General features: G+C 71.8%; 23 protein-coding genes. 17 read left to right on the top strand and 6 right to left on the bottom strand.

Features of this window, described 5'->3' with window-relative positions:
* Window positions 1-58 precede the first annotated feature (58 nt).
* The 6 genes from ribH (at window position 59) to OG624_RS08760 (ending at window position 4,946) form a co-directional block, all read left to right on the top strand.
* Window positions 59-544 carry a 6,7-dimethyl-8-ribityllumazine synthase gene (gene ribH, locus OG624_RS08785; RefSeq protein ID WP_007262951.1) on the top strand — a complete coding sequence of 162 codons (486 nt, stop codon included), beginning with the start codon at window positions 59-61 and terminating at the stop codon, window positions 542-544.
* Window positions 545-579: 35 nt separating this feature from the next.
* Complete coding sequence (locus tag OG624_RS08780) at window positions 580-861, top strand: phosphoribosyl-ATP diphosphatase (RefSeq protein WP_030774590.1); 282 nt, start codon at window positions 580-582, stop codon at window positions 859-861.
* A 54-nt stretch (window positions 862-915) separates the two neighbouring features.
* The gene (gene hisG, locus OG624_RS08775) at window positions 916-1,764 is read left to right on the top strand and encodes an ATP phosphoribosyltransferase (protein ID WP_033226159.1); all 849 of its coding nucleotides are present in this window, start codon (window positions 916-918) and stop codon (window positions 1,762-1,764) included.
* A 70-nt stretch (window positions 1,765-1,834) separates the two neighbouring features.
* Window positions 1,835-2,299, top strand: a complete 465-nt coding sequence (locus OG624_RS08770; RefSeq protein WP_033226163.1) for a PH domain-containing protein — start codon at window positions 1,835-1,837, stop codon at window positions 2,297-2,299.
* A 200-nt stretch (window positions 2,300-2,499) separates the two neighbouring features.
* Window positions 2,500-3,906 (top strand): hemolysin family protein, encoded by a 1,407-nt coding sequence (locus OG624_RS08765; RefSeq protein ID WP_051763936.1) that lies wholly within the window; start codon window positions 2,500-2,502, stop codon window positions 3,904-3,906.
* Window positions 3,903-4,946: a hemolysin family protein gene (locus tag OG624_RS08760; RefSeq protein ID WP_033226165.1), complete on the top strand. Its 1,044-nt coding sequence runs from the start codon at window positions 3,903-3,905 to the stop codon at window positions 4,944-4,946. Before OG624_RS08765 ends, OG624_RS08760 begins: the two co-directional genes overlap by 4 nt.
* A gap of 167 nt (window positions 4,947-5,113) precedes the next feature.
* Here OG624_RS08760 and OG624_RS08755 read toward each other — a convergent pair whose 3' ends face one another.
* Entirely contained in the window at window positions 5,114-7,033 is a 1,920-nt protein-coding gene (locus OG624_RS08755) for an AAA family ATPase (protein ID WP_033226223.1), read from the bottom strand.
* Window positions 7,034-7,411: 378 nt separating this feature from the next.
* Window positions 7,412-8,044, bottom strand: coding sequence for a uridine kinase family protein (locus OG624_RS08750; RefSeq protein WP_033226167.1), 633 nt, complete (start codon window positions 8,042-8,044; stop codon window positions 7,412-7,414).
* A 126-nt stretch (window positions 8,045-8,170) separates the two neighbouring features.
* Between OG624_RS08750 and OG624_RS08745 the strand changes: the two genes are divergently transcribed.
* From OG624_RS08745 to OG624_RS08730, 4 genes are all read left to right on the top strand, one after another.
* Window positions 8,171-9,544 (top strand): peptidase C39 family protein, encoded by a 1,374-nt coding sequence (locus OG624_RS08745; protein WP_033226169.1) that lies wholly within the window; start codon window positions 8,171-8,173, stop codon window positions 9,542-9,544.
* Between the two features lie 109 nt (window positions 9,545-9,653).
* Window positions 9,654-10,085 (top strand): SPW repeat protein, encoded by a 432-nt coding sequence (locus OG624_RS08740; RefSeq protein ID WP_033226171.1) that lies wholly within the window; start codon window positions 9,654-9,656, stop codon window positions 10,083-10,085.
* A 187-nt stretch (window positions 10,086-10,272) separates the two neighbouring features.
* Window positions 10,273-10,425 (top strand): SCO1431 family membrane protein, encoded by a 153-nt coding sequence (locus tag OG624_RS08735; protein ID WP_106971550.1) that lies wholly within the window; start codon window positions 10,273-10,275, stop codon window positions 10,423-10,425.
* A gap of 331 nt (window positions 10,426-10,756) precedes the next feature.
* Window positions 10,757-11,929, top strand: coding sequence for an acyl-CoA dehydrogenase (locus tag OG624_RS08730; RefSeq protein ID WP_033226172.1), 1,173 nt, complete (start codon window positions 10,757-10,759; stop codon window positions 11,927-11,929).
* A 938-nt stretch (window positions 11,930-12,867) separates the two neighbouring features.
* On the opposite strand, the gene OG624_RS08725 is transcribed toward OG624_RS08730, so the two are convergent.
* The gene (locus OG624_RS08725) at window positions 12,868-13,428 is read right to left on the bottom strand and encodes a hypothetical protein (RefSeq protein WP_244291012.1); all 561 of its coding nucleotides are present in this window, start codon (window positions 13,426-13,428) and stop codon (window positions 12,868-12,870) included.
* Window positions 13,429-13,507: 79 nt separating this feature from the next.
* Between OG624_RS08725 and OG624_RS08720 the strand changes: the two genes are divergently transcribed.
* The 3 genes from OG624_RS08720 (at window position 13,508) to OG624_RS08710 (ending at window position 17,005) form a co-directional block, all read left to right on the top strand.
* Window positions 13,508-13,984: a MarR family winged helix-turn-helix transcriptional regulator gene (locus tag OG624_RS08720; protein ID WP_161297442.1), complete on the top strand. Its 477-nt coding sequence runs from the start codon at window positions 13,508-13,510 to the stop codon at window positions 13,982-13,984.
* 735 nt (window positions 13,985-14,719) lie between these two features.
* A complete protein-coding gene (locus OG624_RS08715) occupies window positions 14,720-15,853 on the top strand; it encodes a hypothetical protein (RefSeq protein WP_033226175.1) in 1,134 nt (377 codons plus the stop codon).
* Window positions 15,854-15,913: 60 nt separating this feature from the next.
* Window positions 15,914-17,005, top strand: a complete 1,092-nt coding sequence (locus tag OG624_RS08710; RefSeq protein WP_371639292.1) for a phosphotransferase family protein — start codon at window positions 15,914-15,916, stop codon at window positions 17,003-17,005.
* A 16-nt stretch (window positions 17,006-17,021) separates the two neighbouring features.
* On the opposite strand, the gene OG624_RS08705 is transcribed toward OG624_RS08710, so the two are convergent.
* Window positions 17,022-17,492 carry a hypothetical protein gene (locus OG624_RS08705; protein WP_033226179.1) on the bottom strand — a complete coding sequence of 157 codons (471 nt, stop codon included), beginning with the start codon at window positions 17,490-17,492 and terminating at the stop codon, window positions 17,022-17,024.
* A 217-nt stretch (window positions 17,493-17,709) separates the two neighbouring features.
* Here OG624_RS08705 and OG624_RS08700 point away from each other — a divergent pair, with 217 nt between their 5' ends.
* The 4 genes from OG624_RS08700 (at window position 17,710) to fxsA (ending at window position 21,604) form a co-directional block, all read left to right on the top strand.
* Complete coding sequence (locus OG624_RS08700) at window positions 17,710-18,150, top strand: Lrp/AsnC family transcriptional regulator (RefSeq protein WP_030011705.1); 441 nt, start codon at window positions 17,710-17,712, stop codon at window positions 18,148-18,150.
* A 62-nt stretch (window positions 18,151-18,212) separates the two neighbouring features.
* The gene (locus OG624_RS08695) at window positions 18,213-19,841 is read left to right on the top strand and encodes an amidohydrolase (protein ID WP_371639291.1); all 1,629 of its coding nucleotides are present in this window, start codon (window positions 18,213-18,215) and stop codon (window positions 19,839-19,841) included.
* A 277-nt stretch (window positions 19,842-20,118) separates the two neighbouring features.
* Window positions 20,119-20,952 (top strand): polyprenol monophosphomannose synthase, encoded by an 834-nt coding sequence (locus tag OG624_RS08690; protein ID WP_161294266.1) that lies wholly within the window; start codon window positions 20,119-20,121, stop codon window positions 20,950-20,952.
* Between the two features lie 79 nt (window positions 20,953-21,031).
* Window positions 21,032-21,604, top strand: coding sequence for an FxsA family membrane protein (gene fxsA / locus OG624_RS08685; protein WP_371639290.1), 573 nt, complete (start codon window positions 21,032-21,034; stop codon window positions 21,602-21,604).
* Window positions 21,605-21,719: 115 nt separating this feature from the next.
* Here fxsA and OG624_RS08680 read toward each other — a convergent pair whose 3' ends face one another.
* Together OG624_RS08680 and OG624_RS08675 are read right to left on the bottom strand one after the other, a co-directional pair.
* Window positions 21,720-22,094 carry an RNA polymerase-binding protein RbpA gene (locus tag OG624_RS08680; RefSeq protein WP_007262928.1) on the bottom strand — a complete coding sequence of 125 codons (375 nt, stop codon included), beginning with the start codon at window positions 22,092-22,094 and terminating at the stop codon, window positions 21,720-21,722.
* 313 nt (window positions 22,095-22,407) lie between these two features.
* Entirely contained in the window at window positions 22,408-23,820 is a 1,413-nt protein-coding gene (locus tag OG624_RS08675; protein ID WP_371639289.1) for an MFS transporter, read from the bottom strand.
* Window positions 23,821-23,875: the final 55 nt, after the last annotated feature.

The following is a 23,875-nucleotide window of genomic DNA, read 5'->3' as shown; positions in this document are numbered from 1 at the left end:
ACGCACCACCACCCGTACATACATCCACACCCGTCACGAACCACCGAGGAGCAGAGCTGTGAGCGGCAAGGGCGCACCCGAACTGAGCGTGAAGAACTGCGGAGACCTGCGAGTCGCCGTGATCGCGGCCCAGTGGCACGAGAAGGTCATGGACGGACTGGTCGACGGAGCCCTGCGGGCCCTGCACGAGCTGGGCATCGACGAGCCCACCCTGCTCCGCGTCCCCGGCAGCTTCGAGCTCCCGGTCGTGGCGAAGGTACTGGCCGGTCGCGGTTACGATGCCATCGTCGCCCTCGGAGTGGTCATCCGCGGCGGCACCCCGCACTTCGACTACGTCTGCCAGGGCGTCACCCAGGGCCTGGTACAGGTGTCGATCGACACCGGAGTCCCCGTCGGCTTCGGAGTACTGACCTGCGACAACGACGAGCAGGCGCTGGACCGCGCCGGCCTCGAGGGGTCGAACGAGGACAAGGGGCACGAAGCGGTCACCGCCGCCGTCTCCACCGCCATGACCCTGCGCACCGTCAGCGAACCCTGGCGCTGAGTGGCGACGGGGAACCCCGTATTCTGAGGACCATCATGGCTGACAAGACCCCCAAGACCTTCGAGGAGCTCTTCACCGAGCTCCAGCGCAAGGCCGCCGAAGGCGACCCCAGCACCTCCCGCACCGCCGAGCTCGTCCACAAGGGCGTCCATGCCATCGGCAAGAAGGTCGTCGAAGAGGCCGCCGAGGTCTGGATGGCCGCGGAGTACGAGGGCAAGGAAGCCGCCGCCGAGGAGATCTCCCAGCTGCTCTACCACGTCCAGGTGATGATGGTGGCGCGCGGGATCTCCCTCGACGACGTCTACGCCCACCTCTGAGTCGGCACGCACATCCGCCCGCAATTCCCGAACCCACGCACCAAAGGAAGCCCCATGCTGCGCATCGCCGTCCCCAACAAGGGTTCACTCTCCGGACCGGCGTCGGCGATGCTCCATGAGGCCGGCTACCGGATGCGCAAGGAGTCCAAGGAGCTCGTGGTCGTCGACCCCGAGAACGAGGTGGAGTTCTTCTACCTCCGCCCCAAGGACATCGCCATCTACGTCTCCTCGGGCAAGCTCGACATCGGCATCACCGGCCGTGACCTGCTGCTCGACTCCGGCGCCAGCGCCGACGAGATCCTGCCGCTGAACTTCGGCCGCTCCACCTTCCGCTACGCCACCACCCCCGGCACGGCGAAGGGCCCCGAGGACTTCTCCGGGATGACGATCGCGACCTCGTACGAGGGAATCGTCGCCAAGCACCTCGCCGAGAAGGGCATCGACGCCTCCGTCGTGCACCTCGACGGCGCGGTCGAGACCGCCATCCAGCTCGGCGTCGCCCAGATCATCGCGGACGTCGTCGAGACCGGAACCAGCCTGCGCAACGCCGGCCTGGAGGTCATCGGCGAGCCGATCCTCACCTCCGAGGCCGTCGTCATCCGCGGCATCGGCGCCGACGCCGACGACCCGCAGGTCCAGCAGTTCCTGCGTCGCCTGCAGGGCGTCCTGGTGGCCCGCAGCTACGTGATGATGGACTACGACTGCCGCGCCGAGCACCTGGAGCGCGCCGTCGCCCTCACCCCCGGCCTGGAGTCGCCGACCGTCTCCCCGCTGCACAACGAGGGCTGGGTCGCCGTCCGCGCGATGGTCCCCGCCAAGGAAGCCCAGCGGATCATGGACGACCTGTACGAACTCGGCGCGCGCGCGATCCTCACCACCTCGATCCACGCCTGCCGTCTCTGAAAGGGTGACCGGCGTGCCCCACCGGCACGCCCCACCCGCCCCGTACGCCACCTCCAGAAGGCACCGCACCATGGCCGAGTCCGCCGCCCAGCCCGCCACACCCACCCTGCCGGTCACCTTCCGGCCGACCCGCACCCGGGTCGTCCTGCTGGGCGTCGGGCTCGCCATGTTCGCCACCATCACGGCGATCGCCCTGCTGCTGGAGAACCTCAGCCCCGGCGAGCGGATCAGCTTCGTCTTCACCGCCGTCCTGCTGAGCTCCGTACTCGTCCTGCTCAGCCGCCCCAAGGTGGTCGCGGACGAGACCGGCGTCACGGTCGTCAACCTGACCACCAGCCGCCGGCTGGAGTGGGCCCAGATCCTTCGGGTCAACCTCCGCCCCGGCGACCCGTGGGTGTTCCTCGACCTGAGCGACGGCACCAGCCTGCCGGCCCTCGGTATCCAGCCGGGCGTCGCCAAGCAGCAGGCGATCGGTGACGCCCGCGCCCTGCGCGCCCTGGCCGAAGCCCGCGGAACGGGTGCCGGCGACCACTGAGTCGGCCCATCCCCACGGCTGCGTACCGTTGCGGCCGGGGCATCAATGACTACCCTGGTGGCGGGGCGCAGCTGTGCGCCCTCCCACCGGCCCCGGGACCTCGTGGCCCGTGGGCACCTGCGACTTGAGGAGTGACTCCCTCCAGCAATGGACGGATCGTCCGGTAGTACCCGCGCCGCCCTCCCCTCGGAGGCGGCGGCATGACCATCCCGCTACTTCTGCTCGCGGCGGCCTTCGCCCTCATCCTCGCCAACGGTTTCTTCGTCGCCGCCGAGTTCGGCCTCGTCACCGTGGAGCGACCCGAGGCCGAACGCGCCGCAGCCGACGGTGACCGCCGTGCCCGCACGGTGGTCAAAGCCCTGGGGGAGCTGTCCTTCCAGCTCTCCGGCACCCAGCTCGGCATCACCATCACCTCCCTCGTGGTCGGCATGCTCGCCGAGCCCGCCCTCGCCGCACTGCTGGCCGGGCCGCTCGCCGCGACCGGCCTGCCGCAGGGAGCCGTCTCCGGCGTCGCCGTCGTCATCGGCATGCTGCTCGCCTCCGCCGTCCAGATGGTCGTCGGCGAGCTCGTCCCGAAGAACTGGGCGGTCTCCCGACCGCTCCAGGTGGCACGCTTCGTCGCCGGCCCGCAGAACGGCTTCTCCCGCGTCTTCCGGCCGGTGATCGCCGCACTCAACGCCGTGGCCAACCGCCTCGTACGGGCGCTCGGCGTGGAACCGACCGACGAGATGGCCTCCGCCCGGACCCCCGGCGAACTGCTCTCCCTGGTCCGCCATTCGGCCCAGGCCGGCGCCCTCGAACAGGACACCGCCGACCTCTTCGTACGCACCCTCTCGCTGGGCGAGCTCACGGCCCAGCACGTCATGACCCCCCGGGTGAAGGTCAGCGCCCTGATGCACACGGCCACCGCGGCCGACGTGCTCAACCTGACCCGCGCCACCGGCCTGTCCCGCTTCCCGGTCTACCGCGACCGCATCGACGAGATCACCGGCGTCGTCCACCTCAAGGACGCCCTCGCCGTCCCCGAGTCGGAACGCGACCGCACGTCCGTGAGCCGGATCTGCGTCGCCCCGCTGCTGGTGCCCGGCTCCCTGCCGGTGCAGCCGCTGCTGGAGCGACTGCGCAGCGAGCAGCCGATGGCCGTCGTCGTCGACGAGTACGGCGGCACCGCCGGTGTCGTCACGCTGGAGGACATCGTCGAGGAACTCGTCGGCGAGGTCCGCGACGAGCACGACTTCGCCGAGGACGAGACCCCCGAACTGGCCGCCGTGCCCGCCGAGGACGGCCGCCCCTCCTGGGAGGCCGACGGCAGTTGCCGCGTGCAGACCCTGCGTCGGATAGGCCTCGAAGTTCCCGAAGGCCCGTACGAGACCGTCGCCGGTCTCGTCGCCGACCTGCTCGGCCGGATCCCCGCTCCCGGGGACCGGGCGGAGCTCCCCGGCTGGAAGCTGTCCGTCCGTCGGGTCGGACGCAACCGCGCCGAGCGGGTCCGGCTGGTCCGGCTCGCGGCGGTGCCCGCGGCCGGCACGCACCGGTCCGCCGCCGCGGCCGACGGCGCGACCCTGCTCGCACCCGAGCGGGCCGAGCTGGAAGGCGCCACCCGATGAACGCGCTCCAACTCGTCTTCGCCCTGCTGCTGGTCCTCGCCAACGGCTTCTTCGTCGGCGCCGAGTTCGCTCTCGTCTCCGTACGGCGCAGCCAGATCGAGCCCCTCGCGGCCGAGTCCGCCCGGGCCCGCCAGGTGCTCCACGGCCTGGAGAACCTGCCCCGCATGATGGCCGCGGCGCAGTTCGGCATCACCGTCTGCTCGCTCACCCTCGGCGCGGTCGCCGAGCCCACGGTGGCCCGGCTGCTGGAGCCCGTCTTCCACGCCGTCCACGTACCGCAGGGCCTGATCCACCCCCTCGGCTACGTCGTCGCGCTGAGCGCCGTGGTCTTCCTGCACCTGGTGATCGGCGAGATGGTGCCGAAGAACCTGGCGATGGCCGCCCCGGAGAAGACCGCCCTGTGGTTCAGCCCCGGCCTGGTCGCCTTCGCCCGCGTGTGCGGGCCGGTCACCACCGCGCTCGGCGCCTGCGCCAAGCTCGTCCTGAAGCTCTTCAAGGTGGAGCCCAAGGATGAGGTCGAGGCCGTCTACACCTCCGCCCAGCTGGGCCGGCTCCTGAAGGACTCCCGGCAGGCCGGGCTCCTGGAACCGGTCGAGCAGGAGCGGTTGGAGGACGCGCTGGAACTGGGCAGCCGCCCCGTCACCGACGTCCTCCTCGGCCCGGACCGGCTGGTCACGGTCGGCCCGGCGGTCACCCCACGGCAGATCGAACAGCTGACCGTGCGCACCGGCTACTCCCGCTTCCCCGTCCGAGCCGACAGCGGTGCCTTCATGGGCTACCTGCACGTCAAGGACGTACTGGACCTGGAGGACCGGGAGCGCGCCGTTCCGCAGCGGGTCTGGCGCCGGATGACCACCCTGTGCTCCACCGTCCCGCTGGACGACGCCCTCGGCGTCATGCGCCGGGACGCCACGCACCTGGCACAGGTGGCGGACCCGGCCGGCCGGGTCCTCGGCCTGGTCGCCCTGGAGGACGTCCTGGAGATGCTGGTCGGCGAAGTCCGCGACCCGTCGCACCGGTCGTACGTGCGGGGCGCGTAGCCAGGACCTGCTGCGCTGTTTCCCGCGGCTCCCCCCCCCGGACCCCGCGCCTCGCACGCCGGCGAGGCTGAATCCTTCAGCCCGTCGGCGTGCGAGGACCGGGTCCGGGCAGAGCCCGGGGAACGGCGGAAGGGCGGGGAGGGGAGCTGCCCCCCCCACCGCAGCGGCTACGGCGTCGGCGGCTCCGGCCGTTCCTGGGGGCCGCGGCCCGACAGGACCTCCCCGTACGCCTGCATCAGGTCCGGCAGCCGGAGCGTCGCAAGGTCGTCCCGCGACGGCTCACCCGCGAAGCCCGCCAGCCGCAGGTCCCGGTACGCGCAGCTCTTCTCGTACAGGGTCCGTAGGAAGCGGCCGTTGCCGAGCTCGTCGATCCAGCCCTGCTCCACCACGTGCGCGCTGATGCTGCGCAGCTCCTCCAGCGCCTCCTCGTCCCAGTGGTCGCCGTTCGCGTCCGCGAGCACCCCGCCGATCGCGGTCAGTTCCAGCGGCCGGTAGCTGGGGAAGTCCACCCGGGTGGTGAAGCGCGAGGACAGCCCCGGATTCGCGGCCAGCAGCCGGTCCATCCCGGCCGGATAGCCCGCCAGGATCACCACCAGACGGTCGCGGTTGTCCTCGGCCCGCTTCAGCAGCACCTGCAAGGCCTCGTCGCCGTACGCGTCGCCCTTGCTGTAGCCCGAGTTCGACAGCGAGTAGGCCTCGTCCACGAACAGCACCCCGCCGATCGCCGAATCGATCAGCTCGTTCGCCTTCACCGCCGTCTGCCCGAGGAACTCGCCCACCAGGTCGGCCCGCTGCGCCTCCACCAGATGGTCGCCGCCCAGCAGCCCCAGCGCGTAGAAGACCCGCCCCAGGATCCGGGCCACCGTCGTCTTGCCCGTACCCGAGGGCCCCGAGAACACGAAATGCCGCTTCGGCGGCTGCACCGGCAGCCCCTGACCCGCCCGCAGCCGCGCCATGTGCAGCTGCGCCGAGAGCGCCTTCACCTGCCGTTTGACCGGTTCCAGGCCCACCATCCGCTCCAGCTCCGCCAGCGCCTCGGCGAGCGCCGCCGGGTCCGCCGGCCCGGCCGGCAACCCCTCGGGCGTGCCCTGCGGCGGGACCGGCACCTTGCGCCGAGCCCCCTCCACCCGGCTCGTCGGGGGAGTGGGCGGAGCCGGCGGTTCGGGCTCCGGCTGGCCGTCCGCCGCGATGTCCTGGACGGGGCCGCCGCCCAGCGCGACCGCCGCGAGGTCCCCGCCGGCCGGGGACGGGCCGTGCCCGCTGTAGCTCCCGTACGCCGCGTACCCCGCCAGGCCGGCCAGATCGGCCACACCGTCGGTGTCGTCGCCGTCCTCGATGGCCGTCAGCCGGGCCGCGGTGTCCATGAACGAGGGATCCACCCGGTGCACCGCCCGGTACAGCGGCAGCGCCGCCGCACTGCGCCCGGTGCCCTCCCGCGCCCGCGCCAGCCAGTAGCGCAGCTCCTTGCGCTGGGGCTGCTCGCTGCGACAGCGCATCAGAGCCGCCGCCAGCATCGGCTCCGCCTGCCCGTACATCTCCAGCCGGACCCGCGCCATCCCGCCGAACAGCCCCGCCTCGATGCCCAGCAGCGGATCGTCGACCAGCGGCTCGGTGTGCCGGACCAACTGCTCCCAGTCCTTGACCAGATAGGCCCGGCAGGCGTGTAGGAACCGTACCTGCGCGTCGGTGTCCACCGGTGGCAGCGCGGCCAGCGCCTGGTCCAACTCGGGTACGTGGCGGCCGTCCAGCCAGTGCGAGGCATGGGCGAGGAGCAGGTCCCGCCGGCTCTCCAGCACCGGCTGCACCCACCAGCCCAGCCAGTACCAGGAGTTCAGCGTGCGTCGGTGCCGGGCGCGCTGCTCGCCGAACCGGTCCCGGTGGGCGTACATGCGAAGTAACGCGTTGCCGGTGTCCACCCGGAGCGCGTGCAGGCCCAGCCATGCGTCGGCCATGGTCGGGTCGAGCCGTACGGCCGCCCGGAACTCCTCCTCGGCCTGCGGATAGGCGCCCATGGTGCAGGCGTCGACCCCGCGCAGCCAGGCGAGTTCGGCCGGGGCGTGCATGCTGCCCGGCGTGCCGAAATCCATCACGTCCCCCACAAGCCTGCCCCCGTGGTGCGCGGCAACCTCCGTGACGAGCACGTGAGTTGCCCACTGCGCCGATGAAATCAGGGCTGCATCGTACCCGCGGTCACGCACCTTACGTAGGGCGCGACGGGCCCGGTTCCGGCGTGCGCCCCTGGGGCGGCCGGTGACTCAGGGTGAAGGATCGGGGCGGATCGACCCCGCGTGACACCGCCGGGGAGGGGTTCGCGGGCAGAACGAAGCCCCCGATCACGGGGGAACAACCGGGGGCTTCGTGTCCGCGGCAGCCTGTGAAGGCCTCGCATTGAGAACGTAAGGCCGCCGCGGGCCACAGGTCAAGCGGGTCGGCCGGGCCTCGGCGGGGCGGAATTCCGAGGGCGTTCAGGCCCGGGGGAGTTCGTCACTCCCGGTGACGGAAGCGGAGGTTCCCGGCGTCGCACGGGCCCCGGAAGTCCACTCGTATCCCGTACCACTCTGGCGCACCAAGGTGTCGGCGAAGGGGCGCGAAGGGTCGTTGGAGAAGTGCGCGCGCTCCGCGCGCTCCCATCCGTCCCAGAAGTCGGAAAGTTCACGCCCGTCCCGGTTCCGCCCCCGTTGCCAGGACTGCTCGCGGGCGGTCTCCATCCACAGCAGCCGCGCCAGCCGCGGCCGCAGCGCCGCCCGCCCCGCCCCGACCCCCTCGATCAGGAGCACCGCGGCCGGCTCCAACACCCGCTCCGGCCCGAACCGGCGCGCCACCCAGTCGTACGGGGCCCAGTGCGCGGGCCGCCCGGCGGCGAGCGGCTCCAGCACCTGCGCGCGCAGCCGCTCCTGCCAGCCGAACAGCTCCTCGTGGGTGGCCACGTCGTCCAGGTGCAGCACGGGCGCCCCCAACACCTCGGCGAGGCGCCCCGCGAAGGTGCTCTTGCCGGATCCGGCGTGCCCGTCGATCCCGATCAGGCGGACCGGGCCGAGGGAGGGCGGCAGGGCCGCGAGCTCCCGGGCGAGTGACTCGAGTGACTGCTGTGGCTCCACTCGACCAGCCTAGACAGGCCCGACACGACCCGTGGCTTCGGGCCGCCGCCGCCGGGAACTGGAAGGGTGATGCCGGATGGCGGCCGACCGCCACCGACGTACCGACCCACCCTGGGGGAATCCGCGATGACCGAATCCACTCCGCGCAGGGCCGTACTCGTCGCCGCACTCGCGGTCGCCACCGCGGCCACCGCCGCCACCGTCCCGGGCGGCAGCGCCTCGGCGACCCCTCCCACCCCTCCCGCCCCACGGGCCTCGGGCCGCACCGTGGACAACCGCTTCTGGCACTCCTACGGCCACTGGCTCGCCGGCGCCCACCAGGGCACCACCGCCGTCGGCGGCACCCGCCCCGGCCTGGAGATCGCGACGGCCGTCGGCCGCACCGAGTACGCCGACCCGCACACCGGCCGCAAGAGCACCTGGGAGTACGCCACCTGGACCTCCCCCGTGCACCGCTCCACCGTGCCCGCCACCGAGGCCATCGCCTCCTGGAACGCCCGCACCCCGTCGGGCACCTGGATCCGGATCGAACTGCGCGCCACCTACACCGACGGCACCACCACCCCCTGGTACGTGATGGGCCGCTGGGCCTCCGGCGAGGCGGACATCCGCCGCACCTCGGTGGACGGCCAGAGCGACGGCAGGTCCACCGTCTGGACCGACACCCTCGCCCTCGACGCCCCGACCGCGACCGCCGGCCTGCGGATCGCGGCCTGGCAGCTGCGGCTCACCCTCCACCGCCGGCCCGGCGCCCAGCACGGTCCCACCGTATGGCTCGCGGGCGCCATGGTCTCCGACGTCCCGGACCGCTTCACCGTCCCGGCCTCCACCCCCTCCCGCACCGCCCACGAGCTGAAGGTCCCGCGCTACTCGCAGGAGGTCCACGCCGGCCGGTACCCCGAGTACGACAACGGCGGCGAGGCCTGGTGCAGCCCCACCTCCTCGCAGATGATCATCGAGTACTGGGGTCGCAGAGCCCCCGCCTCCGCCCTGGCCTGGGTGAACCCCACGTACTCCGACCCACAGGTCTGCCACGCGGCGCGCTCCACCTACGACGCCGCCTACAAGGGCTGCGGCAACTGGCCCTTCAACGCCGCGTACGCCGCCACCTACCCGGACCTCGCCGGAGTCGTCACCCGCCTCACCTCCCTGACAGACCTGGAAACTCTGGTCCGGGCCGGCATCCCGGCCATCACCTCCCAGTCCTTCCGCCCCGAGGAACTCACGGGCGCGGGCTACGGCACCGCCGGCCACCTGATGACCGTCATCGGCTTCACCGCCGCCGGGGACGTGATCGCGAACGACCCCAACTCGCGCGACAACCCCGCCGTGCGCCGCGTCTACAAGCGCGCCGAGTGGGAGAACATCTGGTTGCGCACCAAGCGCGTGGGCACCTCCGGCAAGGTCACCTCGGGCTCCGGAGGCATCTGTTACCTCTACGCGCCGGCCCGTCCGAGCCGGGCGCAGGTCGAGGCGCTGCGCGCGGTGGGGGTGCTGTGAGAAACCCGCGAATCCGCCGGGAGTTCGACCGTTGACCAAGTGGCACGGGTAAGCGGAACATAGGGGGGTAAATGGCACATAAAGGCTTCTCAGTAGGAGGCGGCCCGCCATGACCACCCATCCCAACATCGAGCACCACCCCGACCTCGCCGAGATGCGCACCCGGTTCGAGCGGGTCACCACCACTCCCCGGGCGCAGGCCGTCGAAGCGCTGGCCCTGATCACGGGCCTGTACCTGGCCGCCTCGCCGTGGATCGTCGGATTCAGCGGCCTCACCCCGCTGGCCATCAACAACCTGATCGCCGGTCTCGCCTTCTGCCTGTGCATGAGCGGTCTGGGCTCCGCCTACGAGCGCACCCACGCGATGGCGTGGACGGCGGTCGCCCTCGGCGCGTGGACGATCGTCGCCCCGTGGGCCATCGCCGGTGAGATGGACACCACGCGAACGGTGGTCAGCAACGTGATCGCCGGAGGTGTCGCCCTGTGCCTCGGCCTCGCGATGGCGGGCATGGCGAGCCGCGACCGTGGGGCCCGCGCCTGACCGGGGCGCCGAAGGAGGCGCCGGCTGAAGGAGCAGCGCGCCGGGTCCCGGCCGAGGAGGTCGGGACCCGGTCGTCCACCCTCCCGGCCCATGCCCGCTGCTGTCCGTGTATGTCGGTGTTTGCGTGACGCATACCACCCATGACGTCCCTACCGCGAAAGCCGCGAACGCCGGCACATTGGACGCCATGACTGCCGACAGCGCCACCCCCCTCGCCGCCCCCCGGGACCTCGTCCGCACCGGAGGCCCCAAGGACGACTCCACCTGGCTGGAGCACGTGATGGGCTGGACCCTCGTGGTCGTCGTCGCCATGTTCGTCACCCAGGTCGGCTGGCTCTGAGACCCTCGCGGTCCAGGACCACGAGACCGGCGGCCCCGGTCCGTCCACCTCGGCTCACAAGAACGAACTCCCGGCGACACCGAAGCCGATGGAGGAGTTCGTCCCGTAGTGTCCGGCACCTCCCGGCCCCGAAGTGCCGCTCGATCCACTCGGTGATCTTGCCCCGGTGACGGGAAGCCCCTGATCGGGCATACTCAAGCCGCCGCAGCCGCTGAACAGGCCCTTCCGCAACCCGGGAGGGCAACATCGGCTGTGAGAGAACCGAGACCCGGCGGCGCGTCCCACACCTCACGCGTCGCCGCCGTGCCCGACCAGGGAGGAGAGCGCCGCCATGACAGACCGCGCCCCGCAGCCGGTGGACCGACAGCTGCCCACCGAGGAGTCCCGGGACCTCCTCGCCCTCGTACGCGAGATCGCGCAGCGCGAGATCCGCCCCAAGGCAGCCGAGGAGGAGGACTCCGGCCGCTTCCCGCGGGAAGTCTTCACCCTGCTGTCCGAGGCCGGCCTGCTCGGCCTTCCCTACCCCGGGGAATTCGGCGGCGGCGAGCAGCCGTACGAGGTCTACCTCCAGGTCCTGGAGGAACTCGCCGCGGCCCGCCTGACCGTCGGCCTCGGCGTCAGCGTGCACTCCCTGGCCTGCCACGGCCTCGCCGGCTACGGCACCAAGGAGCAGCAGAGCGCCCACCTGCCCGCGATGCTCGGCGGCGGCCTGCTGGGTGCCTACTGCCTCTCCGAGCCGGCCGCCGGCTCCGACGCCGCCTCGCTCACCACCAAGGCGGTGCGCGACGGCGACGACTGGATCATCACCGGCACCAAGGCCTGGATCACCCACGGCGGCGTCGCCGACTTCTACACCGTCCTCGCGCGCACCGGCGCCGAGGGCCCCAAGGGCATCACGGCCTTCCTGGTCCCCGGGGACGTCGAGGGCCTGACCGCGGCCGTGCCCGAGAAGAAGATGGGCATGAAGGGCTCGCCCACCGCCCAGCTGCACTTCGACGGCGTACGCGTCCCCGACGCCCGCCGCATCGGCGAGGAGGGGCAGGGCTTCAGCATCGCCCTGGCCGCGCTGGACGCCGGCCGCCTCGGCATCGCCGCCTGCGCCATCGGCGTCGCCCAGGCCGCGCTGGACGAGGCCCTCACGTACGCCCTGGACCGCAAGCAGTTCGGGCACCCGATCGCGGACTTCCAGGGACTGCGCTTCATGCTGGCCGACATGGCCACCAAGATCGAGGCTGGCCGGGCGCTCTACCTCGCCGCCGCACGGCTGCGTGACGCGGGCAAGCCGTTCTCCCGCCAGGCGGCCATGGCCAAGCTGTTCTGCACGGACGCGGCGATGGCCGTCACCACCGACGCGGTGCAGGTGCTGGGCGGATACGGCTACACGGCGGACTTCCCCGTCGAGCGGCTCATGCGCGAGGCCAAGGTGCTCCAGATCGTGGAGGGCACCAACCAGATCCAGCGCATGGTCATCGCCCGCCACCTGGCGGGCCCGGAGACGCGCTGACCGAGGTCAGTACAGCCCGCTGCTCGTGCTGGGCCAGACCGGTGAGGACGTCAGCCGCGACCACTCCGGATCACGCCGGCCGGGCAGCGTCCGGCCGGCGTCGGCCCACCGCGCCAACAGATCCCGGTAGATCGGCGGGTCCGGCACCTGCTGCGCCTGCTCACGCGGACGCTGAACCGATTCTTCGAAACCCGGCGCCGCCGGGCGCCGCCTTCGGCCCGTTGAAGACTGAAGCATGGTCATACCCGGCCAACGCGGAACCGAAGGGCCGGGTAATCACCCCCGGGGTGCGGCTATCCGTTCGAGATGTCGCCGGGGGCGGGGCGGGGCGGGGGCCGGCGGGGTGGGGTCGGCGTTGCGGGGCGGTGGCTTCGGGGAGCGGGAGCTGCTCGGGCGGCATCAGGGATGTGTATGGGGGTTTCCCGTCAGTCCCATCGTCCCTCCGTGTCGGGACGGTCCCTCAAGGGCGCTCCTTCGTCGCGTCACTGCGTGATGGCCTTCGGCCACCCTTGACCGACCGTCCCGCCCCGGAGAAACGAAAGACTGCCGAGAAGCCCCCAAAAGAACGAGCCGGTCGAAGCTTTCAGGGACGGGGACATCACAGCCCCCCAGGCGGACGCGGGTGGGCACGGCCGCGAGGCGAGTCCCACAGAAGGCCGGACCGGTTCGGGGGAGCGCATCCAATCGCTACGCGCTCCCCATCTCTCAGCGTCCGACGACCGTCCTGGGTTGGACATAGGCCGCCTACGATCCTTGGATGCTCCTCAGCGGAGGCGCCCGACCCGTGTCCGGGACGGGAGGGCGTGGGGCGGCGGCCATTTCGTCGTGGATGCGGGTCAGTGCTGGTGGGCGGCCCGAAGGGTCGAGAGGTCGCCCCGATCGCCACCGTTCGGGTGCGGTGGCCTCACTCCGGCCTTCGCGACTCGGCCTGCTGCGGATCAGTCCTCCAGCAGCTGCCGCAACCGGCAGGCGTACCACGCGGTCGCCGCGCACACCGCCACGTAGATGACGACGCCCTGGAGAGCGAAGTTCACGTAGTGGAACTCCCACTGCGCCGCCCCCGGTTCAGTGCCGTACAGGGGGTTCTCCCAGATGTACGGAAGGAACTGGGCGATCAGCCCACCCAGGAGCTGGGCGGCGATGTAGAGGGCGGTCAGCTCCCCGAGCCGCAGCAGCCAGGCGCGTCGGTCGGTGCGGATCAGGGCGCGGACTCCGGCGAGCGCGTTCCCGGGCTGCCATCGCGGGCCCGCCGGGGCGACCCGGGCGCAGACCGCAGGCACCAGGATCACGGCCGCGATGACGAGCCCGACCAGGAGCGCGTTCAGTAATCCAGCCGTGCTTTCCGAGCTGACCCGGCTGCGGCCCTGGGGCGCGAGGAGCACCGCCAAGATCGGCAGGTGGGTGATCAGGGCGGCGAGGTACACGCGGCCGAGCAGCGAAGCCGAGGGCGGACCGGGGCGACGCGGGCGCGAACGGGTCGGTGCCTGGGGTGTGGTCATGCGACTGATCCCATCACATCCTTTCACTTTGGTGAAGGAGTTTTCTTCACCAAAGTGAAAGACTTGTACGCTGGCCGGTATGAGTACCGAACGGGACGGCGCCACGCTGGGCCACGAGCTCAGCCTGTGGGTGGTGCTCTACCACGAGCAGCTCGCGGCCCGCCTGCACGTCAACGCCACCGAGCACAAGGTGCTCGGCATCATCGCCCGCACCCCCGGCACCACCCCGGGTCGGCTCGTCGGCGAAACCGGCCTCAGCAACGCCGCCATCACCAAGATCATCGACCGGCTTGCCGCTCTCGGATACGTCGAACGCGCCAGGGATCCCGGCGACCGCCGCCGGTTCACCCTGACCGCCACAGCCGCGCACCGCCGCGTTGTGGGTGAGGCCATGGCCCCGATGACGGCAGGGATGGCCGAAGTGGTGCAAGGTCTCGACGAATCCGAACTGGCCGCCGTCGGCCGCTGGCTCACCGGAACCGTTGCCGTCATGCGCGAGGCCGCGCTCGCCCTGGCCGAGGAGAACCGCAGTGGTGATCCGAAGGGAACGGCCTAGGGTCTGCGATGATCACTCGTTGTGGGGCGTGGGGATCCGGCGAACGGCCGGTGGGGCGACTCCCCGCAGTTCGAGCCCGTCCTGGAGGTGATCCGGGTGCTCGGCAGGCCGGGTGAGGCGTGCGACTGGTCGCAAACGTCAGCGAATGGCTGTGACCGGCGCTTTCGCGCCGGACCCTAGTCCTCGAAGGGGACGAACTCGGCGAGCGAAGGCCAGTCCAGGGGGCGGACGATCGCGGCCAGGCGGGCGAAGGGATCCGTCTCCGACCGCCCCGTCCTTCGTGCCTTGGGCCGGCTCGTTCTTTTGGGGGCTTCTCGGCAGTCTTTCGTTTCTCCGGGTCGGGCCGGTCGGTCAAGGGTGGCCGCAGGCCATCACGCAGTGACGCGACGACGAAGGAGGGGCGCCCTTGAGGGATCGGCCCGACCCGGAGGGACGATGGGACTGACGGGAAACCCCCATACCCCACCCTGATGCCGCCCGAGCAGCTCCCGCTCCCGCTCCCCGAAGCCGCCGCCCCGCAACGCCGACCCCGCCCCGCCGGCTCCCGCCCCCCCCGCAGCCACCCCCGGCACATCGCGCCGCTCTGTCAGAGCGTGCCAGAAGGGTGGCCTCGGGGTTGGTTTCTGACGTACCGTCATATCCAGCCGAGCCGCACCTCGGAGCCGTTCCGCAGTCACCCACGGCCGCCCGCAGCCGCCCCGAAATCCCCGAAGCCGTCCGTCCAGGAGGTTCGCCATGTCCGCCGACCGGCCCGTCGCGCTCGACGAATACCCCATCCATCAGGCGCCCTTGTCGATGAAGCACGTCGTCAGCGGCGACCGCAACGCCTACGACCGGTGCATCTTCCACGTCTTCGACCACGCCGGCCGCGCCGTCCTGATACTCGGCCTCGGCGTCTACCCCAACGCCGGGGTCATCGACGCCTACGCCACCCTCCGCGTCGGCGACGAGCTGCTCGCCGTCCGGGCCTCCGACGCCCTCGGCGACGACCGGATGAACCTCTCGGTGGGACCACTGTCCATCACCGTCGACGTGCCGCTCAAGCAGCTCACGCTGCGCTGCGCCGCCGATCCGGCCGACCCGCACGGCCTCTCGTACGACATCACCTGGACCGCCGAGTTCCCTGCCGTCTGGGAGCCGCACCACGTCCAGCGGCGCGGTGACCGCCTCATGCTGGAAGGTCGCCGCTTCGTACAGGCCGGCCAGGCCACCGGCACCATCCGGGCCAAGGGGGAGGAGTTCACCCTCACGCCGGGGGAGTGGACCGGGACCCGCGACCGGAGCTGGGGCGTGCGGCCGATCCCCGGCGAGGAAGGGGGGCGCGCGGCCGAGGAGTACCGCCCCGAGGGCTTCCATTGGCTGTGGATCCCGGTCCGCTTCGAGGACCGCTTCATCATGGTCATCGCCCAGGAGGACGCCGACGGCCACCGCACCCTGAACGAGGCCGTGCAGGTCTTCCCCGAAGGCAGCGGCCGCCACGACGTCCAACTCGGCTGGCCGCACACCGAGATCCGCTACCGGCCCGGCAGTCGGCATCCCGAGCGGGCCGTGGTCCACCTGACCGACCCCACCCGCAAGCCCCTCGAACTGGGCGTGGAGATCCTCAACTCCTCCCCCCTCGCCGTCGGCGCCGGCTACCCGCCCGCCGGTGACTGGCAGCACGGCACCTGGCAGGGCCGTGGCTGGAGCGACCGCCGCGTCTACGACCTCTCCGACCCCGCGGCCCATCCGATGGCCGCCTTCGGGGTGACCGACCACTCGGCCCGCTTCACCCTCGACGGGCAGATCGGCCACGGCATCTTCGAGCACGGCAGCTTCGGGCGTCACGACCCCAGCGGCTTCGCCGACTACTCCTCCGTCGCCCAGTAGGACCAGGACCCGTAAGGCCAGGACCCGTAGCACCAGGACCCGTAGGAAAGGGGCTCAATCATGGCCACCGCACCACGTCCGCGCACCTCCACTCGGGAGCCCGAGGAACTCGGTCGGCGCCTCGCCGCCTGGCTGGACGTCAGGCTCCCCGGCGCGCGGGTCACGAACGTCTCCGTCCCCGGATCCAACGGGATGTCCAGCGAGACCCTGCTCTTCGACATAGAGCACCCCGACACCCCGCTGCGGGCCTGCGCGCTGCGCCTCGCCGCCGACCCGGCCGCCTACACCGTCTTCCCCACGTACGACATGCCGCGCCAGCACCGCGTGATGAGCCTGGTCGGCAAGCACACGGACGTGCCCGTCCCGCGGGTGCAGTGGCTGGAGGCGGATCCGGGGCCGCTCGGGGCGCCGTTCTTCGTGATGGCCCGCGCGGAGGGGCGGGTCCCGCCCGATGTCATGCCCTACACCTACGAGGGCAACTGGCTGCACGCCGCCACCGACGCCGAGCGTGCCGCCCTCCAGGAGGAGAGCATCTCGTTGCTGGCCCGGCTGCACGACCAATTCCCGTCGAAGGAAGCCGAGTTCCTCCTTCCCGACGGCGAGGGCACCCCGCTGCGTCGGCACGTGGACGCCCAACGCGCCTACTACTCCTGGGTGGTGGGCGGTCTCGCCCCGTCCCCGCTCATCGAGCGGGCGTTCGCCCGGCTGGAGGAACTGTGGCCGCAGGACGAGGGTCCCGCCGTCCTGAACTGGGGCGACGCCCGGATCGGCAACGTCATCTACGACGGGTTCACGCCGGTGGCCGTCCTGGACTGGGAGATGGCGGCGTACGCCCCGCGCGAGGTGGACCTCGGCTGGACCGTCTACCTGCACCGGTTCTTCCAGGACCTCACGGTCGGCTTCGGCCAGCCCGGGCTGCCGGACTTCCTGCGCCGTGAGGACCTGGAGCGCCGCTACGCCGAACTCACCGGCCACACCCCGCGGGACATGGAGTTCCACACCCTCTACGCGGCCCTGCGGCACGGGATCGTCATGCTGCGCATCGCCTACCGGCAGGCCCACTTCGGCGAGGTCGAGGTCCCGGCGGACCCGGACAGCCTGATCCTGCACCATGCCACTCTGGCCGCCATGGTGCAGGGGGCGTACTGGTAGGGGAGCGGAGCGGTCGTCAGGCCGCCTGCGCGTGCTGCTGCCGCGTCTGCGCCTGCGGCCGCGGCAGCACGGGGCTCACCGCACGGACCGGACGCGAGCCCGGGCCGCCGACGTGCGAGAAGGGCTGCGTCCGCCAGTCCAGGCCCTGGGGCAGGGCCGACAGGACGACGGTTTCGAGCTCCTGCGCCTCCACCGGCTGGATCATGCCGACGGTGGGCAGCGCGTCGCTCGCGGGCCGGCCGGTGCCCGCGCACACGGTGAGGCCGAAGGGGTTCCACGGGGTCAGGCAGAGGGCGTGCTGGGGCAGGTACTCCTCGTCCGCGACGAGGGCGATCGACTGGCCGCAGTCGGGGCAGATCGCGTGATGGATCTCGAATCCCTCGATCTCGTCGAGGTAATCGCCGTCGTCCGGGTACGTTCCGTTCCCTGGATCGAGCGGTTCCAGGGGCTCCGGTTCGGTGCGACCGGCGCGCTTGGTGTTCAGCATGGATGTACTCCCCCTTGGGTGGGCCGGGCGGGCAGGTTCTTCGGCCTCGGCCACAGCAACCAATTCCCGTCGAGCGTCACGAGTAACCACAACAGACAGGCCTCCACCTGCATACCCCTGTGGCCTTGGTCACATGCCTGGCGCAGATGCCTCCAGTGGGCGGACAGCACTGGGCCTGGAGTGCCCTTGGGCCTTAAGTTGAGCGGCTATGAGCGCAATGGAGGAGCTGGACCGCCAGATCGTTGATCTGCTCGTGCGGGACGGGCGGATGAGTTACACGGATCTGGGCAAGGCCACGGGACTGTCCACGTCGGCAGTCCATCAGCGAGTACGACGTCTGGAGCAGCGCGGGGTCATCCGCGGCTATGCGGCCGTGGTCGATCCGGAGGCCGTCGGCCTGCCGCTGACCGCGTTCATCTCGGTCAAGCCCTTCGACCCGAGTGCTCCCGACGACATCGCCGACCGGCTGGCCGGCGTCCCGGAGATCGAGGCCTGCCACAGCGTCGCGGGCGACGAGAACTACATCCTGAAGGTGCGCGTCGCCACCCCCCTGGAGCTGGAAGACCTCCTGGGCCGCCTGCGCGCCCTCGCGCACGTCTCGACGCGCACGACGGTCGTCCTGTCCACCCCCTACGAGGCGCGCCCGCCCCGCGTCTGAACCGAGCCCGAGCGGGGACCCGGTGGTGGGGCCGGGGTGGGCGACGCGGGACACTGGTCGGCATGACTGACCGCACCGCCCACTCCGCCGACGCCGCCGGAGCACCGACCAGGACCGTTCTCCTCCGCGGGGGCGAGGTGCACAGCCCCGCCGACCCCTTCGCCACCGCGATGGTCGTCGAGCGCGGCCGCATCGCCTGGGTCGGTTCCGAGGGCGCCGCAGACGCCTTCGCGCAGGGCGTGGACGAGGTCGTCGACCTCGGCGGCGCGCTCGTCACGCCGGCCTTCACCGACGCCCACGTCCACACCACCTCCGCGGGTCTGGCCCTCACCGGGCTGGACCTCTCCGGCGCGCGCACCCTGTCCGCCGCGCTGGACCTCGTCCGCGCGTACGCCGCGAGCCGTCCGGCCGACCGGGTGCTCCTCGGGCACGGCTGGGACGCCGCCCGCTGGCCCGAGCGCCGGGCCCCGCACCGCGCCGAGCTCGACGAGGCCACCGGGGGCCGCCCGCTCTACCTCAGCCGTGTCGACGTGCACTCGGCCGTGGTCACCACCGCCCTGCTCGCCCTCGTCCCGGAGGTACGGCCCGAGGGGGACCGGCCGCTGACCGCCGACGACCACCACGCCGTACGGCGGGCCGCGCTGGCCGCCGTCACCCCCGCGCAGCGGGCCGAGGCGCAGCGGGCCGCCCTCGACCGGGCCGCGTCCCTCGGGATCGGCTCCGTCCACGAGTGCGGTGGGCCCGAGATCTCCTCCGCCGAGGACTTCACCGGCCTGCTCGCCCTGGCCGCCGAGCGGCCCGGGCCGCGCGTCTTCGGGTACTGGGCCGACCGGGACCTCGCGCTGGCCAAGGAGCTCGGGGCCGTCGGGGCCGCCGGAGACCTGTTCGTCGACGGAGCCCTGGGCTCGCACACCGCCTGCCTGCACGCCCCGTACGAGGACGCCGCGCACACCGGCACCGAGTACCTCGACGTGCACGCCGTCACCGAGCACGTGGCCGCCTGCACGGAGGAGGGTCTCCAGGCCGGGTTCCACGCCATCGGGGACGCCGCGATCACCGCCGTCGTCGAGGGCGTCCGGGCGGCCGCCGAGAAGGTCGGCCTGGCCCGCGTCCGTGCCGCCCGGCACCGGGTGGAGCACGCGGAGATGATGACGCCCGCCACCATCGCCGCGTTCGCGAAGCTGGGGCTGACCGCATCGGTGCAGCCCGCGTTCGACGCGGCCTGGGGCGGCGAGGACGGTATGTACGTCGATCGGCTCGGTGCCGCGCGCGCCCGCACCCTCAACCCGTACGCGGCCATGCTCAAGGCCGGTGTCCCGTTGGCCTTCGGCTCGGACGCGCCGGTCACCCCGCTCGACCCGTGGGGCACCGTCCGGGCGGCGGCCTTCCACCGGACCCCCGAGCACCGGATCTCCGTACGGGCCGCCTTCACGGCCCACACGCGGGGCGGCTGGCGGGCGCTGGGCCGCGACGACGCGGGTGTCCTCGTCCCCGGCGCGCCGGCCGACTACGCGGTCTGGCAGACGGGTGACCTGGTGGTCCAGGCCCCCGACGACCGGGTGGCCCGCTGGTCCACCGATCCCCGTTCGGGCACCCCCGGACTGCCCGACCTGACCCCCGGATCCGACCTGCCGGTGTGCCTCGCCACCGTCGTCGGCGGGCGGGAGGTATTCGTACGCCCACAGGGGTGATCCGGCGGGCCTCGGTTCGGTACGGGCGGTCGGACCCGGATAGGTTCGGCCGGGTCCACCACAGGATGTCCGTGCCGGACGACTCCGTCTGCGCAGCGCGCCCGCGCCTCGGGGGCGAGGGAAGGTTTCGCCGGGCGGCGGGTGGCCCCATGTCGGGGTCCGCGGTCCAGTAGACAACGGTCACGGCGGCCCGCAGCCAGCGGGCGTCCGACCGGCCCGAAGGACCGCGGGCCCCGGCCACTGTTCTAAAGTCATCCTCTGCGACCAGTCGTACAGGATGTGCAAGAGCACAAAAGGGGACTCAGTGAGCGACGGCGGAAAGCGGACCTACGGACCGCTCGGTACGGCCTTGGTGATCATTCCGACCTACAACGAGGCGGAGAACATCGGGCTGATCGTCGGGCGTGTGCGCGCGGCCGTGCCCGAGGCCCACATTCTCGTCGCGGACGACAACAGCCCGGACGGCACCGGCAAGCTCGCCGACGAGCTGGTGGCCGGTGACGACCACGTCCACGTGCTGCACCGCAAGGGCAAGGAGGGGCTGGGCGCCGCCTACCTGGCGGGCTTCGTCTGGGCCCTGGAGCAGGGCTACGGGGTGATCGTCGAGATGGACGCCGACGGCTCCCACCAGCCCGAGGAACTGCCCCGCCTGCTGACCGCGCTCGCCGGCGCGGACCTGGTCCTGGGCTCCCGCTGGGTGCCGGGCGGGCGGGTGGTGAACTGGCCCAAGAGCCGCGAGTTCATCTCGCGCGGCGGTTCGACGTACTCCCGGCTCATGCTGAACCTCCCGATGCGGGACGTGACCGGCGGCTACCGGGCCTTCCGCCGGGAGACCCTGGAGGGTCTGGGCCTGGACGAGGTGGCCTCGGCGGGCTACTGCTTCCAGGTCGACCTGGCGCGCAGGGCCGTGCAGAAGGGTTTCCGCGTGGTGGAGGTCCCGATCACGTTCGTCGAGCGTGAGTTCGGCGACAGCAAGATGAGCAAGGACATCCTGGTCGAGGCGCTGTGGCGGGTCACCCAGTGGGGCCTCAAGGCCCAGGCCTCCAAGCTGCTCGGCAAGGACAGTGGCAAGGACGCCGGCAAGGACAGTGGCAAGGGTGCCGGGGCCTGACCGGCACGACACCCCCTAGGGGGTGTCCGGTACCTCCGGCTGAGGTCGCTTTTATGCGGGCCCAGGCACACTGGATGGTATGACGACCGGCATTTCCACGGCCCCCCGGCGGCGCTCGCCCGCCCGTACGTTCCTCCCCCTGGCGATCGCCGCCTGGCTGATCCTGGAGATCTGGCTGCTCACCCTGGTCGCGGACGTGGCCGGCGGGCTCGCCGTGGCCGCGCTGCTCGCGGGCGGCATGGTCCTGGGCGCGGTGGTGATCAAGCGGGCCGGGCGGCGTGCCTTCAAGAACCTCGCGAGCACCTTCCAGCAGGTCCAGCAGGGGCAGCAGCCCACGCCGCAGCAGCCCGGCCAGGGCAACGGCCTGACGATGCTGGCGGGGCTGCTGCTGATGCTCCCCGGGCTGATCTCCGACGTGGCCGGGCTGGTCCTGCTGCTGCCCCCCGTTCGGGCCTGGATCGGCCGCCGGGCGACCCGCTCGCTGGAGCGGAAGATGGCCTCGGCCCCCGCCGGCAGCTTCGGTGACGCCTTCCAGCAGGCCCGGATCCACCACCCCGACGGCAAGGTCGTCCAGGGCGAGGTCATCCGCGAGGACCGCCCGGGGCAGCAGGACGGCCCGGATGCCACCTACCGGCCGCCGCTGACCCCGTAAGGCCCGTCCAGGCCCGTCCACGGAGCCTGTTCCACGGAAGAGCCCAGGAGAAAGCCGAGGGGCCCCGCCACACACTGTGTGGCGGGGCCCCTCGGCTTGTGTATCCGTCCGGCTGTCAGGCGGACTTGCGGCTGTCCCGCGGATGCACGGCAATGTTCATGGCGCCGGAACGCAGGACCGCCAGCCTTTCGGCCAGCACTTCCTCCAGCTCCTCGCGGGTGCGTCGCTCCATGAGCATGTCCCAGTGCGTTCGCGCAGGCTTGCCCTTCTTCTCTTCGGGCCCATCCCCGTCCACCAGGAGTGCCATGGCGCCGCACGCCTTGCACTCCCACTCCGGCGGAATTTCTGCCTCAACCGAGAACGGCATCTCAAATCGATGTCCGTTCTGGCATGCGTACTCCACCGCCTGGCGCGGGGCCAGATCGATGCCGCGGTCCGTCTCGTAGCTGGTAACCACGAGGCGCGTACCGCGGAGAGCTCGCTCACTCATGAATCGTGCCTCCCGGGCTTGTCGCCCACAGGACAGGTGTCGCTGTCGTCGTCATCCGGTCAACGTCCGGTCGGCGGTATAGATTCCCGCTCCGGGTCGTGCGTCGCCCGTCGTGCCGCCCCTTGTTGTACCCACCAGTGCCCGTTTTGTCACATCTGGCAGCAGATGTCACCCAACGTCCACGCTTCTCGAGCGCGCAGTAACGGTCCGCCTGGCAGGCCAAAGGCGTACACTACCGGCCCTTTGCTTCAACGTCTAAATTCGTTCGGAATTCGTTCGTAGATCCGGGCGGGGCGCACTCGCGGACCCACTCTCAGATCCGCTCCGGTACAGGATTGCCTGCCGCCTCCACCGCGCGCCGCACCGGCACTCGCGCCAGGAGCACGAATCCCAGTGCGAAGAAGACCACCAGCGAGATGATCGCGTCCCGGTAGCTGCCCGTGAGCTGGTACGTCAGGCCGAACACCAGGGGCCCCACCCAGCTCAGGCCGCGGTCGCTCATCTCGTACGCCGAGAAGTACTCGGCCTCCTTGCCCGCCGGCACCAGGTGCGAGAACAGCGAGCGCGACAGCGCCTGGCTGCCGCCCAGCACCAGCCCGATCATCGCGGCGAGCGCGAAGAACCACACCGGCGTCCGCGCCGGCAGGAAGTATCCGGCCGCCAGCGTCACCGCCCACGCGGCCAGCGAGCCCAGGATCGTCCGCTTGGCCCCGTAGATCCGGGCGAGACGGCCCATGCCCAGAGCGCCCGCCACCGCCAGGATCTGCACCAGCAGCACCGCCCCGATCAGGGTGGACTGCTCCAGCTTCAGCTCCTCCGAGCCGTAGATGGAGGCCTGGGAGATCACGGTCTGCACGCCGTCGTTGTAGATCAGGTACGCCAGCAGGAACGACAGGGTCAGCGGGTAGCGCCGCATGTCCTTCAGCGTGGCGACGAGCTGCTTCCAGCCGCTGACGGCCGGCGCCGCGCCCGGCTCCCGCACCACGGCCCGGTCCCGCAGCCGGCGCAACGGGATCAGCGCGAAGGCGCCCCACCACAGGCCGGCGGAGGCCAGACAGATCCGGATCGCCATGCCCTCGGAGAGGCCGAAGGAGTCGTGCCCCATGTAGAGCACCAGGTTCACCACCAGCATCACCGAGCCGGCGGTGTAGCCGAAGGCCCAGCCCCGCGAGGAGACGGTGTCCCGCTCGTCGGGGGTGGAGATCTGCGGCAGATAGGCGTTGTAGAGCACCATCGAGACGGACAGGGAGGCGTTCGCCACGACGAGCAGCAGGCCGCCCAGCAGATAGCGCTCGCCACCCAGGAAGAACATCGCCGCGGTCGCCGCGGCGCCCGTGTACGCGGCCGCCGCCAGCAGCGGCTTCTTGTGCCCGGTCCGGTCGGCGACGGCCCCCACCAGCGGCATCAGCAGCACGGCCAGGATCACCGAGGCCGAGACCGAGTAGGCGAAGAAGGATCCGGCGCGCACCGGGATGCCCAGCGGGTGCACGAAGCCCTCGGCGTCCGCGGCCGACTTGGCCACGGCCGTCAGGTAGGGCCCGAGGAACACCGTCAGCACGCTCGCCGAGTAGACCGAGACGGCGAAGTCGTAGAAGTACCAGCCCCGCTGCTCGCGCTTGCGCTCGGCGGCCCCGGCCGTGGTGGCCGCCACCGTGCCGGGCGCGGCTCTCCCGTCCTCGGCCCCGGGTTCCGCTTCCTCGGTCCTGCTGCTCTCGTCCGCACTCATGCGGCGTCCCCCTCGCTGGTCCCGTTCCGCAACGGCATTCCGGCCCGGGCAGGGG

The sequence above is a fragment of the Streptomyces virginiae genome (assembly GCF_041432505.1).
GTDB classification, from domain to species: Bacteria; Actinomycetota; Actinomycetes; order Streptomycetales; family Streptomycetaceae; genus Streptomyces; species Streptomyces virginiae_A.
This window is presented reverse-complemented; position numbering and strand designations above follow the sequence as displayed.